Source organism: Cohnella yongneupensis (assembly GCF_042655785.1).
Taxonomy (GTDB): domain Bacteria; phylum Bacillota; class Bacilli; order Paenibacillales; family Paenibacillaceae; genus Cohnella; species Cohnella yongneupensis.
Genome location: NZ_JBHSNC010000057.1, coordinates 577,090 through 593,443, shown reverse-complemented (window position 1 = coordinate 593,443; position 16,354 = coordinate 577,090). Strand labels below are relative to the sequence as shown.

The window sequence follows — 16,354 nt, the reverse complement described above, 5'->3', positions numbered from 1 at the left end:
TTAACAATTCGGATTCAGAGATTTTTCATCAAATACCTATTCGCGTTCTCACCGGCGAATCCGCGCACGAGCGGCTCCGGATATCGCTTAAGCAACGCCTCGATGAGCGACGGATAAAAACCCGGGTGACGCAGACCGATCGGATGGCGTTCTATACCGTCGAAGTCGGAGCCGAAAGCAACGTTCGCTACTCCGCCAAGCGCGCATATGTATTCGACGTGACGCAAGACGTCGTCGATCGTCGCGGGCTCGTTGGCCGTAAGAAACCAAGGCACGAACGTGATTCCGATAATCCCGTTGCCGCGGATGATGGCCGCCAATTGATCGTCGCGTAAATTCCTCTGATGATCTTTATACGTTCGAACGTTGGAATGGGATGCAAAAATCGGTTTAGCGGACAGCTCGGCTACGTCCCAGAAGCCTCGCTCGGACAAATGCGATACGTCAAGAAGGATGCCCAGCTTACCGCATTCCGCGACTAACTGCCGGCCCGCGCGCGTCAAACCGCCCCCGCGCGGCTCCATCGCGCCGTCGCAAGCCCAATTCGCATGATTCCACGTTGGACCAAGCAGTCGTAGTCCTAACTTGTACATTAATCTAAGCGCCCATAGATGGCCTTGCAGTCCTTCCGCGCCTTCCAAGGAAAGAATCGCGCCGATCTTCCCCTCTTTGAGGGCAGCCGCGATATCCGCGCCGCAAGTTACGAGCTTCATCTGAGGCTTGGTCAGCACCTCGCTCCAGAACAGCTCCGTCGCTCGAAACAGCGTCTCCGGATTGCGATTAACCGAATCAGGCAAATAGAGCGCGAACACTTGAAGCGCGATGCCGCCGTCTTCCAGCCTCTTAGGCGTCACGTCGAATAAGTCTCCAGGGACGTCGTTACCCCACTTCGCACCGGGATGCTCCAGCAGCTTGCTAATGACGTCAGCGTGCAAATCCGTTACCTTCACAGTTATTCCCCTCCCGATTGGAATAATCCCTTGGCGGGCATCAAGCATAAACGAAATAATTACGCATATGGAATGTCGTTATAACGTTTATGTCGGAGGTTATTCAGAAATGAATGCTTGATGGAGCCATTCCTTTATGAATAACACAAAAAGACCTGCCGCAAAGATGCCATCTTACGATCGCGCAAGCGCGTCGCTTCGGAATGTCATCAACGTAACAGGTCTACTCGCTTACATAACTTTTTGTATGTTTCCTACCTAGGTTCGACGATCAGCTTAATCGCCGTTCGATCTTCCCCGTCGATTACGATATCCGTAAAAGCCGGGATGCAGATCAGATCAACGCCGCTCGGTGCGACGAATCCGCGCGCGATGGCTACGGCTTTCACCGCTTGATTGAGCGCTCCCGCGCCAATTGCCTGCAATTCGGCAGCCCCGCGTTCACGGAGCACGCCGGCCAGTGCGCCAGCTACGGAATTTGGATTCGACTTTGCGGATACCTTCAATACTTCCATGACCATTACCTCCTCTTATGACAACCAACACTAGGCTGTACGCGAGAGAATCGGTTGCGTCTTGCCTGCAACTGTAGCGATGGATGCGGGGTCGGCTGCACTAGGAATCAAAGGATGGGCCCACTAAGGCATACATATTCGGTGGCCCGGCTAATAATTCCTTCTTTTCCTATGAGCGAAGGTCATGAAATTGTCAAGCTATTCAGAAAATATCGTTAGACGGCGATCCAGCTTTCTTCGTCAACCGTAATCAGCTGCACTTTGTTGGCTTTGCCCGTCGACTCGTCGATGTCTACGAAGACGCCGTTAAGAGTCCACTTTCCTTCGGCAACGGAGAATCTTGCCGGCATTCCGGTAATGAAGCGGCGAACGACCGTATCTTTATCCATGCCTAGCACGCCATCGCGCGGACCGGTCATCCCGGCGTCGGTCAAGTAAGCCGTTCCTTCGGGCAAAATGCGGGCATCGTTCGTCTGAACGTGCGTATGCGTGCCTACGACGAGAGACGCGTATCCGTCCAAGTGCCAGCCCATCGCGATTTTCTCGCTTGTCGCTTCCGCATGGAAATCGACCAGAATGCATTTCGTCCGCTTCCGAAGCTCTTCGATCTCCTCGTCCGCAACGCGGAACGGGCAATCCGACGGCGGCAAGAAGGTGCGGCCGATTAAGTTAACGACTCCGAGCTCTTTGCCGTTGCCCTTGACGATCATGCTTCCCCGGCCCGGCGTTCCCGGCGGTAAATTCGAAGGGCGGATCATTCTCGTCTCGTCGTCGATGAAATCGAATATTTCGCGGTTGTCCCAAGTATGATTGCCCATCGTAATGCCGTGGACGCCCCAATCGAACAGCTCGCGCGTAATCGCGGCGTTGATGCCTCGTCCTCCGGCCGCATTTTCCCCGTTGGCGATAATGATGTGCGGCTGATATTTATCTTTAAGCCATGGGAGCAGGCGCTTCACGGTATCTCTGCCGATGTTGCCTACGATATCCCCGATAAATACGACTTTCATGCTTACCTCATCCTTCCGATGCTAATCGCGGTCATCCTAAACGTTACTTATATGGGCTAAGGAATAAGAAAAGTGGCTGCATATGCCGCAGCCACTTCTCAGCCTTCCCTGCATTCCCGTTCCTTATTTCGCGTATTCGACCGCGCGTGTTTCACGAATGACCGTTACTTTGATGTGACCCGGATAATCCAGTTCACCCTCGATCTTCTTCGTAATGTCGCGCGCTAGGCGGAACGCTTCGGTGTCATCGATTTTCTCCGGCTGAACCATGACGCGAACTTCGCGTCCGGCTTGAATCGCGTACGATTTCTCGACGCCGTCGAACGACTCGGAAATTTCCTCCAGCTTCTCCAGCCGGCGAATGTAAGTTTCGAGCGTCTCGCGACGTGCGCCCGGACGAGCGGCGCTAAGCGCATCTGCCGCTCCGACCAACATCGCGATGACCGAAGTAGCTTCGACATCGCCGTGGTGGGAGGCGATACTGTTGATGACGACAGGGTGTTCTTTGTACTTTTTGCCCAATTCCACGCCGATCTCGACATGCGAGCCTTCCACTTCGTGGTCGAGCGCTTTCCCGATATCGTGCAGCAATCCGGCGCGTTTCGCAAGCGTAATGTCTTCGCCCAGTTCCGCAGCCATAAGTCCTGTCAGGTAAGCTACTTCCATCGAGTGCTTCAGCACGTTCTGGCCGTAGCTTGTCCGGAATTTCAGGCGGCCGAGAATTTTGATGAGATCCGGATGAAGGCCATGTACACCCACTTCGAATGTCGCTTGTTCTCCATACTCCCGAATTCTCTCGTCCACTTCCTTGCGGGACTTCTCCACCATTTCCTCGATGCGAGCCGGATGAATACGTCCGTCCGCGACCAATTTCTCCAAGGCGGTTCTCGCGATTTCGCGACGAATCGGGTCGAAGCCGGATAGGATAACCGCCTCCGGCGTATCGTCGATGATGAGGTCGATCCCCGTCAACGTCTCAAGCGCACGAATGTTGCGGCCTTCGCGACCGATAATCCGTCCCTTCATCTCTTCGTTCGGCAGCGATACGACGGATACCGTCGTCTCCGCCACGTGATCCGCGGCACAGCGCTGAATCGCGAGCGAGATGATGTCGCGGGCTTTCTTGTCGCCCTCTTGCTTGGCTTCCTGCTCAATATCCTTGATCATTTGCGCGGTTTCGTGGCGCACTTCTTGCTCGACCGTCGTCAGAATCATTTGCTTCGCGTCTTCCGTCGACAAGTTCGAAATGCGTTCCAATTCCGTTACCTGCTGCTTATGCAACAGCTCAACCTGGTCTTGCATCTCTTCGATACGTTTCTCTTTGTTGGCGACTTGCTCCTCTTTGCGTTCCAACGCTTCGAGTTTGCGGTCCAGCGATTCTTCCTTCTGTAGCAACCGCCTCTCCAGGCGTTGAATTTCGTTGCGGCGTTCGCGAATATCGCGTTCCGCTTCGTTACGGAGCTTGTGCACCTCGTCTTTGGCTTCCAGTACCGTCTCCTTACGAGTCGCTTCCGCTTCTTTCTTGGCAGCTTCTACGATTTGACGGGCGGCCGTTTCGGCGCTGGAGATTTTGGCTTCCGCAATGGACTTGCGTACGACATAACCGATCCCAAAGCTAAGAAGGCCAACAACGAGAACGATCAAGACCCAGACTAATGAATTCATGGTCTCTACACCTCCTCGTTGCATCACCAAGGCAGTTGCTTGGGGATACCTATTCAATTGTGTGGATTGCCGGTTTCCAAACCGTTTGTTGTCGTGTGAACAATTCTTTAAAGGTCGAAAAAACGCGATCCGAATCGATTTTGGAAGGAAATCGGATTTCGGAAAGAGAAGGTTTGATACAAAATCATTGTATCTTTTGCGAAAATAGATTGTCAAGCTACAGTAAAGGCGGGCTTTCCTTCGTTTGGCACCGTTGGACCGTATTGGCAAGCCAAAACGTCGAATTATGCGGATGAAAGTCAAAAACAGCGTAATTGTGTATTCAAGCGGAACAATTTACATATAAAGATAGCCGCCGATCGTTCGTGCGCTTAATCGAACGATTCGTCCACATCGTTCCACTCCGCGTCATCCTCGTTCGAGGAGTCGTTGGACTCCGCCGCCGCCTGTTGTACCGCCGTCCTAACGACAGAGCCGGTATAGCCGCGCCGCATAAGCATCGCCATCAGCTTCTGCTTGCGTTCCCTGTCGTTGCCTTTAACGGTCGGCCACTTCTTGCGCGCCAGCGCGAGCGCCGATTGCTCCTCGATGCCCGGCTCCAGCTCGCCGATCGCCTGGTCGATCTCCGGACGGCTTACACCTCGTTGCATTAATTCCTGCCGAATGAGCATTCTCCCTTTGCGCTGGTTAACCGCGCGCTGTTCCGTAAACCTGCGCGCGAACGCGGAGTCGTCTACCATTCGGTTCGCTTGCAGGCGTTCGACGCAACCGGCGATCGCTTCTTGCGAAAACTCTTTGCGCTTAAGCGCCCTCTCGAGCTCCGCCGTCGTACGGGCTTTGCGCTCCAACATAGCGAGCGCCGAGCGGTATGCCTCTTCCTTCTGCTCTTGCTGCAGCAGCTTAGCGTACTCTTCCGCAGAGAGAAGCTTTCCCTTCAGCAATCGCCAACTCACGAGCGTATCTTCATGCACCGTCAGCACCGCTTCTCCGGGCTCCGCCGCCGTCTGCGCGTGGGCAATCAGCGCATCCACTTCGTCTTTCCAAGAGCCGACGGACGGTTCGAGCGTCTCGGCTCTCGGCGAATCAATCAAATCGTATAATCCCAGTCCATCGGGATCATCTTCCGCCGCGTACTGTAATTGTAGCGTAATCCGGTACATCGACGAGCGTCGTAGATGCGCCTCTACGGAAATGATCTTAGCGCCTATGACGGGACGCGCGTCTTGCTCGGTGCCGTTTCGCTGCTCATAAGAAGGTTGTCCGCCGTACTTCTTTCGCCCCGAACGATTAAACATTAACGTCGTCCCCGCCCTTCAATCGATAGTCAGAAAAAACAAATAGCGGCACGTTGGCCGCTAGCTGTTCCGATTACGTAATGAATCATTTGATTGCTTTAGTCTTCTGCGAACTCCGTATCGTCCTCGTCCTCGACGCTTGCCGCGGAAGCAGCCTTAGCCTTAGCCGCCGAATTGAGCAGAAGCTCACGGATTTGAGTCTCGATCTTCAAAGAAATATCCGGATGATCCTTCAGATATTGTTTCGCATTCTCGCGACCTTGTCCAAGTCGCTCGCCGCTGAAGGAGAACCAAGCGCCGCTCTTCTGCACGATGTCTTGCTCCGCGCCGATATCGATGATGCTGCCTTCCTTGGAGATGCCTTCACCATACATAATGTCGACGTCCGCTTGCTTGAACGGAGGCGCGACTTTATTCTTTACGATCTTGATCTTCGTACGGTTACCGACGATGTCGTTACCTTGCTTGATCGATTCCACGCGGCGAACGTCAATACGTACGCTGGCATAGAACTTGAGCGCACGGCCGCCTGGCGTTGTCTCCGGATTGCCGAACATGACGCCGATTTTCTCCCGCAGCTGGTTAATGAAGATCGCGATCGACTTCGACTTGCTGACTGCGCCGGACAGCTTGCGCATAGCCTGGGACATCAGACGCGCTTGAAGACCGACGAACGAATCTCCCATGTCGCCTTCGATCTCGGCTTTCGGCACGAGTGCGGCTACCGAGTCGACGACTATAATATCTACGGCGCCGCTGCGTACGAGCGCTTCCGCAATTTCGAGTGCTTGCTCGCCTGTATCCGGCTGCGAAAGCAACAACTCATCGATATTAACGCCAAGATTTCTTGCATAGACCGGGTCAAGGGCATGCTCCGCGTCGATGAAAGCCGCTTGGCCGCCATTACGTTGAACTTCCGCGATCGCATGCAACGCGACCGTCGTCTTACCGGAAGATTCCGGTCCGTATACTTCTATAATTCGGCCGCGGGGATATCCGCCGATTCCGAGGGCGATATCTAGTGCCAATACGCCGCTTGAGGACGTCTCTACTAGCATATTTGCGCTTTCGCCAAGCTTCATGATCGAACCTTTACCGAACTGCTTCTCAATCTGGCGCAAAGCCATGTCTAATGCGGCGCGACGATCTGACAACACACCCACATCCTTATCCTTTTAATAGTTTAATCATAACGCGTTTATAGTCATTTGCCAAGCATTTTAAGAACATTTGTTCGATTTTAATTCAATAAAAAAACCGAAGCAAAGTATTCTTCGCTCCGGTTCTTCCGAAACTTTCATTAAAACTTTAACATACGCTTCAAAAGTTGACAAGCTTCGACGAATAGTCAATTTTGACAGATTTGTGAACTCGGAGGCACTGCGGTCGAGGCGCGCAAGAATGGATCGCGTAACGATCCGCAACGCCGCCGCTCATCCCCGCCCGGTCAACGCCAGCCAGAGCATATACAGCGCCCGCTTCGACGCGCGCAGCCGGATGCCCTGACGGTCGCCGGACAGCTGCAGCTGCGTCACCCGCGTCTCCTTGCCCCGCTCCGCGAGTCCAAGGAACACGAGCCCCACCGGCTTGCCCTCCGAGGCCGCCGGCCCGGCCACGCCGGTAACGGACACGGCAAAGTCCGCGTCCGCCAATGCCAACGCGCCTTCGGCCATCGCCGAAGCCGTCTGGGCGCTAACCGCGCCTGGCGCATCCGCGCCCTCCAGCAGAGGCAAAGGCACGCCAAGCGCCCGATGCTTCAGCAGGTTGCTATAGCTGACGACCCCCCCGCGGAACGCGTCCGCGCTCCCGGGAACGGTCGTCAGCATCGCCGCAACCATGCCTCCCGTGCAGCTCTCGGCAAGCGTCACCATGCGCCGCTGAGACGTCAGCAACCGGATGACCGCGGTTTCGATCGGAATATCTTCCTCCGCATACAAATGCATAGGCGTACGGCTCCGAATTTCCATCAAAGTCGGTTCCAGCTTGCGCGCCGCTTCCTCCGCGTTCGCGGCCTTCGTGGACACGCGAATCGTGACTTCGCCTTCCGCGGCGTACGGCGCGATCGTAGGATCCGATTGCTCGCGAATAAGATCGATCAATAAGTCCTCCAAGCCCGACTCGCCGATCCCGGCGAACTTCAACATTACGGAATGCAACGAATCCGCTTCGCCCATGATCGATTTCAGCCAAGCGGTTCCGTCGTTCGCGAACATCGGCTTCATCTCGCGAGGAGGTCCCGGCAAGAGCAAATAATGCGTACCGTCCACGCTAAGCGCGTTGCCGACCGCTAATCCCGTATCGTTGCGCAGCGGTGTCGCTCCGTCCACGAGCAGCGCCTGCCGCCGGTTGCTCTCTACGAAAGCGCCCCCGCGACCGGCGAACATCGCCGTGATTTTGCTCATCGTCGGCTCGTGCAACGCGACTTCCCGGCCTAGGTAATCCGCCAGCGCATCGCGCGTCAAATCGTCCATCGTCGGTCCTAGTCCGCCCGTGAACACGAGCAAGTCCGCCCGTTCCCTGCCAATCTTAATCGCCTGAATGAGGCGGTCCTTGTTGTCTCCCACCACGGTCTGGTAATAAACATCAATGCCCAGCTCTGCCAACCCTCTCGACAGATACTGGGCGTTAGTGTTTACGATCTGACCGAGGAGCAGTTCCGTGCCGACGGCAATGATCTCTGCTCTCATGCGTTCAATCGCACCTCTTTGTTTGTTACGGCACGACGATTAGTCGACCGGAATCAAGTTTTTGTTTTTCATGAAATAGTCGACCCCGGAATAGACGGTAATGATGACCGCAGCCCATATCGTAACGACATCCGCCCGCAGTTCAATGAAGTTGAACGGGAAATTGTTAAGCAAAATGACGATGACCATCGTAATTTGAATGGCCGTTTTCCATTTGCCCCATTTGCTCGCGGCCAGAACGGCGCCTTCAAGCAGCGCGACCTGCCGAAGTCCGGTTACGGCCCATTCGCGACTAATGATAACAATCGCTACCCAAGCGTCGAGCTTGTTGATTTCCACGAGCGAGATAAGGACGGCCGCGATGAGCAGCTTATCCGCGAGCGGATCGAGCAGCTTTCCTAAATTGGTTACGATTTTGCGTTTGCGCGCGATGTAGCCGTCCAAACCGTCGGTGCTTGCAGCGATGATGAACAGCAGCAACGCGAACACTTGGTTCCACGATATCGAATAATTGCCGATCGTCAAATCGTTCACGTCTAGCTTGACGAGCAAGAAGAACGTCATGATCGGTACTAAGAATATGCGTGCCAGCGTTATTCGGTTGGCGAGGTTCATGCGATTCCCTCCCCTGAAAGATCATATTCGTAGGCATGCGTAATACGAACTTGGCGAATTTCGCCGATATCCGTGCGAATGCCGGATATGTATACTTCGCCGTCGACTTCCGGAGCGTCGAATTGACTGCGTCCGATATAGACGTCGCTTCGGCCGTCGTAACGTTCGACGAGCACGTCGAGCGTGCGTCCGACGTACTTGGCGCTATTGTGCTGCGCGACTTCGCGCTGAACTTCCATAAGCGTATGCGCGCGATGCTGCTTCACTTCGTCGGACAGCTGATCCGGCAACCTGTTCGCCGGCGTGTCTTCCTCTTGCGAATAAGCGAACACGCCGAGACGGTCGAACTTCATCTCCCGCACGAAAGCGCACAGCTTCTCGAATTCCTCTTCGGTCTCGCCGGGAAAGCCGACGATCATCGACGTGCGAAGCGCGACGTCTGGAATGCGCGAGCGAATGCGTCCGACTAACTCGCGAACGTCGCGTTGGCGGCCCGGACGGCGCATCCGTTTCAAGATCGCGTCCTCGCTATGCTGGAGCGGCATATCGATATATTTGCATATTTTCGGATTCGATGCGATCGTCTCGATAAGCTCGTCCGTGAAAAATCCGGGATAAGCATAATGCAACCGAACCCAAGCGATGCCCGGCACTTCGCTTACGCGATTCATGAGCTCCGGCAACTTAAAGCCTTCATAGAGATCCGTGCCGTAATTCGTGGAATCTTGCGCGATCAGGCTGATTTCCTTCACGCCTTGAGCCGCGAGCTGGCGCACTTCGGCGATAATGGATTCGATCGACCGGCTGCGGAACTTGCCGCGCATGATCGGAATGCTGCAGAACGTACAAGCGTTGTCGCAGCCTTCGGCAATCTTCACGTAAGCGGTATGACGCGGAGTGGACAGAAGCCTTGGCAGCGCCTCCTCGTAGTTGAATACCGGATTCCCGACGTAGACGGGCTTCTTCCCGCCTAGCGCCTCGTCGATAATATCGTTAATCCGATGGAAATCGCCGGTGCCGACGATGCCGTCGATCTCGGGCATTTCCTTCATCAACTCTTGCTTGTAGCGCTGCGTGAGGCAGCCCGACACGATGAGCGCCTTCAGCTTAGCCGTGTCCTTAAGCTCCGCGAGATTCAGAATCGTATTGATGGATTCTTCTTTCGCCGCGTCGATGAAACCGCAAGTGTTGACGATGACGACCGTCGCATCTTCCGCGTTATCGACGAGCTTGTAGCCTCGCGCATGCACGAGACCCGACATGATTTCCGAATCGACTAAGTTTTTTTCGCAACCTAGCGTAACGACGTTGACTTTCTCTTGCATGGTCGGCTCCCCCATACGTACGTCCGTTATATCCGTTAATAACACCACATCAAAGTATAAACGAACCCTATAAACGTGTCAAAAACCGTCGCTTAACGGTAATTGGAAAATTGCAGCTCCAGCGGCAGACCCGCGCCCTTGAGCAAGCCCATCACGCCTTGCAGGTCGTCCTTGCTCTTGCCCGTGACGCGAAGCTGATCGCCTTGAATCTGGCTTTTCACTTTCAGCTTGGAATCCCGGATCAAAATATTGATCTTCTTGGCGTTTTCCTGATCGATGCCCTGCCTCAGCTTGATCACTTGGCGCACTGTGCCTCCGGACGCCGGCTCGATTTTACCGTAATCCAAATTCAATATCGGAACGCCGCGTTTGATGAGCTTAGTCTGCAAAATATCGATAACGCTTTGCAGCTTATAATCGTCATCCGACGCCACGACGAGCTGTTCGTTCTCTAGCTTGATGCTGCTTTTGCTTCCTTTGAAATCAAAGCGGGTTTCGATTTCCTTGAGCGCTTGGGTAATCGCGTTATTAACCTCCTGCATATCCACTTTGGACACGATGTCAAAAGAATATTCCGATGCCATGACGACAATCTTCCTTTCTTGCTCCCAAATTTTCTTTCATTATAACATGATCTGCGGTATCACTAAAAACGAAAAGCCCTCCGTGGAGGGCTTAAGCGAAAAAGCATCTTATTGGGCGTTCGATTCACCCGTCGTCGGAGTGAATACGATACGAACCGGACCCGGTTTGTCTCCGTCATCGACCGTAACGCCGTCGATCGAAATAACCGCCCGATCCGCGCGTCCGATGTTAACGAACAACTGCTGGTCCAGAGGGTAGCTAAACGTAGCCGGCACTTCTTTGTCCGTGACTGTTTTGTTAAGCAGTCCTTTGCCTTTAGCAACCGTTCCCGGATAAACCCCTACCCAGACATATCCGGAAATATCGATCTGGAGCTTATGCCCCGTTCCGGAAGTAATCGAATAGTACTGCTTGCCTTGCTTCGTTTCGGTCAACTCCATCGTCACGGTCGGAGATGGCGTAGGCGTCGGCGTCGGCGAAGGCGTCGGCGTAGGCGTTAACGACACGGACGGCGTCGGCGTGCCCGTCTCCGACGTGATCGGCGGAGGCGTACCGAGCTCGTCCGGATTTGAGTCCTTCGTGTTCGAATAATAAATATAGATGACGGCGGCGATCAATATCGGAAAAGCCCACATGAGCAAGGAAACCGCGACTTTGCCCCATCTGTCGTTATGTTGCACGCTCCGGCGTTTCGGTTGGATATTGCGCACTTCTACGTGCCCGATTTCCGACGATGCCGATTTCGGCAATTCCTTCTGGTATAGTCGCAGCACTTCCTCGGCGTCCAGCCCGACGGTTTCGGCATACGTCTTAACGAAAGCCCTTACGTAAAAAGAACCGGGAAGCACCTTGTAATCGCCTGTCTCGATCGCTTCCAAATATCTTTTGCGTATTTTGGTGAATTCCTGGATATCATCGAGCGAATAGCCGCGCTGTTCGCGGGCTTTGCGAAGTAGGGCACCCAAATCGGACACACGTTTCACCTCCTCGAGTTCATGGTGTAATTAAGTTATGTAAAATTACAGATCGCCCTGAAGGCCAGCCGTCGTGAAGTTCTCGTACGTAATCTCCTCGTCGGGCGTATTGCGAAGCTCGATAATGAAATCGAACACGTCGTAGTCGAATTGCGATTCCCTGACGAAGATATCCGGGTGCTCGATCACTTTCGTCGAATTCATCGCCATAAGCTCCTGAAGCAAGGTGTAGTGTTTCTCGTTGGACCGAATCGTACTTACGATGCCGTCGATGATGTACACGTTATTAGGCGTCATCTCATCTTCGGACAGCTGACTCCGAACGGTCTGTCTGAGCAATGTCGAAGAGACGAAAGTCCAACGCTTGTTCGCGCATACGCTTCCCGCGATGATCGATTCCGTCTTGCCGACGCGAGGCATGCCCCGCAAGCCGATCGTCTGGTTCCCTTCGCGCTTGAACAGTTCGCCGAGGAAGTCGACAAGCAATCCAAGCTCGTCCCGCGTGAAGCGGAATGTCTTGCGATCATCGGAATCTCGCTCGATGTAACGGCCGTGCCGTACCGCCAATATATCCGTCAGCCTCGGAGGCCGAATCGTATTCACCGTAATGTTCTCGACTTTGGTCAGCATTTTGCCGAGCAACTCGATTTTCTCGTCGTCATCCGTCTGCAGCAGCATTCCGCGCGTACGGTCTTCTACCCCGTTGATCGTGAGAATGTTGACTTCCAGCATCCCGAGCAAAGACGCGATATCCCCCAGCAATCCGGGGCGGTTTTTATGAATTTTATATTCCATGTACCATTGTTTCGGCTCCATCATGCACCTCGATCGATTTAAGCAATGTCATGCTGTGACTGTTCATACTGTTCTTTCTTTGTTATTCTACAACGCTACTCATTATCCTGCAAAATAAAACAATATATTAATGCAAAAGTCCCGCGGTGTCGAGCCCTTTCGACGTGATTAGCCTTTATCAGACAGAAAGCCTCCTTGCGGAGGCTTTCTGTCTGCGCCGATGGGCTGTTAACTGCTTTGATCGGCCAACTTGACCATTAGCTTAGCCATCGTCTTGCGTTCGCCTTCGTCCCCGGCGTCCCATAGCTCTTTCAACACGCGTTGCTCTTCGTTTTTGGGATCGACCCTTTGATCGAGGAAAGATCCGATCTCGTAGGCCAGCTTAGCGATCGCGTCTTCGTCGATCCCTAATTTTTTGGCCGCGCTGACGCGGTCACCTAAAAACTTCTTCCATGTGTCGAAATTGCTGAGTACAGTCGACATTAAGCAGCCTCCTCATGTTGGAACGGGATAAAAGCTCATCGATAATATGTACTTAGAAGGCCTTAATTATGCGTTATCCCCGCTCCAACCGCCGTTAATGCCGATCACTTGTCCGGTTATATAGCTCGCGCTATCCGAGACGAGAAACCGGACCAGATCCGCGACTTCCTCCGCTTTGCCCAGCCGCCCAAGCGGAATCGCATCGCATAGCGACGCCTTCTCCCGCTCGTCCAACGCGGCAAGCATGTCCGTGTCGATCGCGCCGGGCGCGACCGCGTTTACCGTCACGCCGGCGGACGCCAGCTCCTTGGCCATCGACTTAACGAAAGCGTTCAAACCGCCCTTGGAAGCTGCATAGACCGCTTCTCCCGCCGCGCCGACGACTCCCCATAAGCTGGACAGATGGACGAACCTTCCCCCTCTGTTCCATATCATGGCTGAGCCGAACAGCTTCGTCAGATGGTAGGCGCTCTTCAGATGAAGCAGCAGCAAATCGTCCCAGACGTCTTCTTCCGTATCCTCCAGCAAGCCGTAATGCGCGACGCCGGCGCAATGCACGACGACACTCGGCGTCCACCCTTCGGCGTCTAGCTTAGCCTTCAGCTCCCGCAGCGCTTGTCCCGAACGGGCATCCGCCTGAATCGCCATCGCTTGGACGCCGAAGTCGCGGCAAACCACCGCGACCGCTTCCGCCTGCTCCGCGGCGGCGTAGTATTGCACGGCTACGTCGAAGCCGTCGGCTGCAAGCCGCCTCGCTACGGCGGCTCCGATTCCGCGGGAGCCGCCGGTAACGAGAGCGATGCGCGTCAAGACGGCTTGCTCCTTACGACGGCGACGGCTAGCTGCTCGGGTTTGGCGTGCTCGCGCAGGCGAGCGTTCACCTCATCGAGCGTCAAGCTTTCGAACGCTTCGACGGCGCGGAACAGGTCGCCGCCCTTGAAGCGGAAGCGCGTGAATTCGCTTGCGATCGCTTCGGGACTGTTGAACATGCGCAGCATCGCTCCGATCCGCTTGCGTCGCGTGCGCTCGAAGACGGCTTCCGGAATGCCGCTGGCGGCCGCTGCGTACATCGCTTCGGATACGCGCCGTACAAGTTCGTCCGGATCCCGAGTCTCCCCGCCGATGACCGAGAAGGCGTAACCCGGACCCGTATTGAATTCGTGGCCGAATCCGTCGCTGATCAAGTTGTCGTCGTACAGAGATTGATACAACGCCGAGCTCGAACCGAGCAACGCTTCGAGCATGATTTTGCTCGTTAACTCGTAACGAACGGCATCGCGTCCTTCTCCCGGATCGTCCTTAAATCCGAACATACATTTCGGCAACGAGACGGGCAGGATGATTTCCCGCTTCTTCTGGTGAACGGCCGCTGGCTCTTCCTCGAATAAGCGCTTAATATCGCCGCCGCTGCGGAACGTTTTGCCCGCTTGATCCCGCTTCACTTGCGCCATCGTTTCTTCGGGATCGACGCCGCCGACGACAAATAAAGTCATATTCGACGGATGATAGAAGGCGTAGTAACAGTCGTACAGCATTTCCTTCGTAATCGAGCGAACCGAATCCGCCGTTCCCGCGATATCGATATGGACCGGATGCTTGGCGTACATCGCCTCGTTCAAGCCGAAGTATACGCGCCAATCCGCGTTGTCTCTGTACATATCGATTTCTTGAACGATGATGCCTTTCTCCTTCTCGACGTTCTCATCCGTAAAGTAAGGGTTTTGCACGAAGTGCAACAGCGTATCGAGATTCGCGGCCACTTCTTGCGTCGCGGAGAACAAATAGACGGTACGGTCGAAGCTCGTGTACGCGTTAGCCGATGCGCCTTGGGAAGCGAAGGTGGAGAAGATGTCGCCTTCAGGCTCCTCGAACATTTTATGCTCGAGAAAATGCGCGATGCCGTCCGGCACTCGGATCGTCTCGCCGCCCGGCGGGGTGAAATGGTTATCGATCGAGCCGTAGCGGGTCGTGAACGTTGCGTAAGTTTTCGTGAAGCCCGGCTTAGGCAAGATGAATACTTCCAAGCCGTTGTCCAGTTTCTCGTACCACAGCTTTTCCTGCAGCTTCGGATAATCGAGCAAAGACATATTCAGTCCTCCCCCTTCATGTCGCGCAAAAAGTAGATCGTATCCAGCTTCACCAACTGCGCGGCGGCCGTAACTTGTTCAGGCGTCACTGCTTCGATTTCGGCGATGAAGCTCTCTCCCGTGCGTTCGACGCCGGACAGCACGTTGCTGAAATCGAACGAAATCCGTTCGAACGCCGAGTCTTGAATTTCCCGTAGCTGGTTAACGATCATCGCCTTCGTGCGCAGCAAGTCGGTTTCCGAGAAGTCGCCCGCTTTAAGCGCTTCTAGCTGGTCTTGCATGATGCGGGAAGCACGCTCGTAGTTTTTGATTTCGATGCCGGATTGAAGCGTCAGTATGCCCTTATGTCCGTCCAGGCGGGAAGAGGCGTAGTAAGCAAGGCTAGCTTTCTCCCTAACATTGATGAACAGCTTCGAGTGCGGAAAAGCGCCAAGCAAGCCATTATAAACAAGCATCGCGGCATAATTGTCGCTGCCGTACGTAGCGCCTACGCGCAGCCCCATGTTGAGCTTGCCTTGCCCCACTTCCAGCCGCTCCTGGATCGTCTGCACTTCGGCTCGCGCCTCAACCAGCTTAGGCGGGCCATAACGCGCCGGCGTGCCCTCCGGTAGTCTGAAAGCTTGCTTAGCGAAAGCTTCTACTTCTTCCAGTGTCGTATCGCCGGCTACATACAAGTCTAAGCATGTTTCGCCTAGCCAGCGTTTGTACGCTTCGGAAAGCGCTGCCCCGTCGAGCGATGCAAGCTCTTCCTTTCGGCCGAGCGCGGGTAACCGATACGGCTCGTTCGCGCACATTTCTTCGATGCAGCGTTCGGAAGCGTAACGGATTTTATCGTTGATGATGGCATCGATTCGCTTGCTTACCGTCGTTTTCTCCGCTTCGACGTACTTGGTCCGGAAGTGTCCGTTATCCTGCGCCGGTGCCGTCAGCACTTCCCCTAGGAAAGCTAGCGCTTCGCCGAGCAGCGATTCCGTGGAAGAGACGAACCGGTCGTTAATAATATCGAGCCGGAATTGCACGATCTGATTGTCGCCCCGTTTGTACAGGTCGAAGCCGAAGCCGGCGCCGTACAAATCGTCGAGCTTCTCGCGGAAGGAAATCGTCTCCGGATACGTCTCCGTGCCCCGTCGAAGCACGAAAGGGGTGAGCGCGATCGGCGTCACCCCGGACTCGGTTAGCGGTACTCCAGCGAATAGCGATACGGCGAACGTCTTGAAGCGTTTGGTCGGCAATACGTGCAGACGTAGCCGGCCGAGCGAGCCCCTTTGGAACTGTTCCGACATCCTACTCATGCCCCTTATAAGTAAATTCGCGCCCTCGTCTCGCTGCGTTCAGCCCCATTCTAACCGATTGAACAAGCAGGAAGCA

The 16,354-nt window shown here is 54.7% G+C and carries 16 protein-coding genes; all 16 read right to left on the bottom strand.

Features of this window, described 5'->3' with window-relative positions:
• Window positions 1-14 precede the first annotated feature (14 nt).
• On the bottom strand, window positions 15-950 hold the full coding sequence (locus tag ACFPQ4_RS24210; protein ID WP_378114495.1) for a dipeptidase: 936 nt from the start codon (window positions 948-950) through the stop codon (window positions 15-17).
• A 254-nt stretch (window positions 951-1,204) separates the two neighbouring features.
• A complete protein-coding gene (gene spoVS / locus ACFPQ4_RS24205; RefSeq protein ID WP_027084382.1) occupies window positions 1,205-1,465 on the bottom strand; it encodes a stage V sporulation protein SpoVS in 261 nt (86 codons plus the stop codon).
• A gap of 215 nt (window positions 1,466-1,680) precedes the next feature.
• The gene (locus tag ACFPQ4_RS24200) at window positions 1,681-2,475 is read right to left on the bottom strand and encodes a TIGR00282 family metallophosphoesterase (protein ID WP_378114494.1); all 795 of its coding nucleotides are present in this window, start codon (window positions 2,473-2,475) and stop codon (window positions 1,681-1,683) included.
• A gap of 123 nt (window positions 2,476-2,598) precedes the next feature.
• Complete coding sequence (rny, locus tag ACFPQ4_RS24195) at window positions 2,599-4,140, bottom strand: ribonuclease Y (protein WP_378114493.1); 1,542 nt, start codon at window positions 4,138-4,140, stop codon at window positions 2,599-2,601.
• 371 nt (window positions 4,141-4,511) lie between these two features.
• Window positions 4,512-5,435, bottom strand: a complete 924-nt coding sequence (locus ACFPQ4_RS24190) for a regulatory protein RecX (protein WP_378114492.1) — start codon at window positions 5,433-5,435, stop codon at window positions 4,512-4,514.
• Between the two features lie 98 nt (window positions 5,436-5,533).
• Window positions 5,534-6,589 (bottom strand): recombinase RecA, encoded by a 1,056-nt coding sequence (gene recA / locus ACFPQ4_RS24185; protein WP_378114491.1) that lies wholly within the window; start codon window positions 6,587-6,589, stop codon window positions 5,534-5,536.
• Between the two features lie 279 nt (window positions 6,590-6,868).
• Complete coding sequence (locus ACFPQ4_RS24180) at window positions 6,869-8,122, bottom strand: competence/damage-inducible protein A (protein ID WP_378114490.1); 1,254 nt, start codon at window positions 8,120-8,122, stop codon at window positions 6,869-6,871.
• A gap of 39 nt (window positions 8,123-8,161) precedes the next feature.
• Window positions 8,162-8,737 (bottom strand): CDP-diacylglycerol--glycerol-3-phosphate 3-phosphatidyltransferase, encoded by a 576-nt coding sequence (gene pgsA / locus ACFPQ4_RS24175; RefSeq protein ID WP_378114489.1) that lies wholly within the window; start codon window positions 8,735-8,737, stop codon window positions 8,162-8,164.
• Window positions 8,734-10,062: a 30S ribosomal protein S12 methylthiotransferase RimO gene (gene rimO / locus ACFPQ4_RS24170; RefSeq protein ID WP_378114488.1), complete on the bottom strand. Its 1,329-nt coding sequence runs from the start codon at window positions 10,060-10,062 to the stop codon at window positions 8,734-8,736. The genes pgsA and rimO overlap by 4 nt, the downstream gene beginning before the upstream one ends.
• Before the next feature lie 92 nt (window positions 10,063-10,154).
• Complete coding sequence (locus ACFPQ4_RS24165; protein WP_378114487.1) at window positions 10,155-10,646, bottom strand: YajQ family cyclic di-GMP-binding protein; 492 nt, start codon at window positions 10,644-10,646, stop codon at window positions 10,155-10,157.
• Between the two features lie 108 nt (window positions 10,647-10,754).
• Window positions 10,755-11,621 carry a helix-turn-helix domain-containing protein gene (locus ACFPQ4_RS24160; protein WP_378114486.1) on the bottom strand — a complete coding sequence of 289 codons (867 nt, stop codon included), beginning with the start codon at window positions 11,619-11,621 and terminating at the stop codon, window positions 10,755-10,757.
• A gap of 45 nt (window positions 11,622-11,666) precedes the next feature.
• The gene (locus tag ACFPQ4_RS24155; RefSeq protein ID WP_378114531.1) at window positions 11,667-12,437 is read right to left on the bottom strand and encodes a DUF3388 domain-containing protein; all 771 of its coding nucleotides are present in this window, start codon (window positions 12,435-12,437) and stop codon (window positions 11,667-11,669) included.
• A gap of 207 nt (window positions 12,438-12,644) precedes the next feature.
• A complete protein-coding gene (locus tag ACFPQ4_RS24150) occupies window positions 12,645-12,899 on the bottom strand; it encodes a DUF3243 domain-containing protein (RefSeq protein WP_378114485.1) in 255 nt (84 codons plus the stop codon).
• Window positions 12,900-12,965: 66 nt separating this feature from the next.
• Entirely contained in the window at window positions 12,966-13,709 is a 744-nt protein-coding gene (gene ymfI, locus ACFPQ4_RS24145) for an elongation factor P 5-aminopentanone reductase (RefSeq protein WP_378114484.1), read from the bottom strand.
• On the bottom strand, window positions 13,706-14,986 hold the full coding sequence (yfmH, locus tag ACFPQ4_RS24140; protein WP_378114483.1) for an EF-P 5-aminopentanol modification-associated protein YfmH: 1,281 nt from the start codon (window positions 14,984-14,986) through the stop codon (window positions 13,706-13,708). Before yfmH ends, ymfI begins: the two co-directional genes overlap by 4 nt.
• A gap of 2 nt (window positions 14,987-14,988) precedes the next feature.
• Window positions 14,989-16,269, bottom strand: coding sequence for an EF-P 5-aminopentanol modification-associated protein YfmF (yfmF, locus tag ACFPQ4_RS24135; protein ID WP_378114482.1), 1,281 nt, complete (start codon window positions 16,267-16,269; stop codon window positions 14,989-14,991).
• Window positions 16,270-16,354 lie beyond the last annotated feature (85 nt).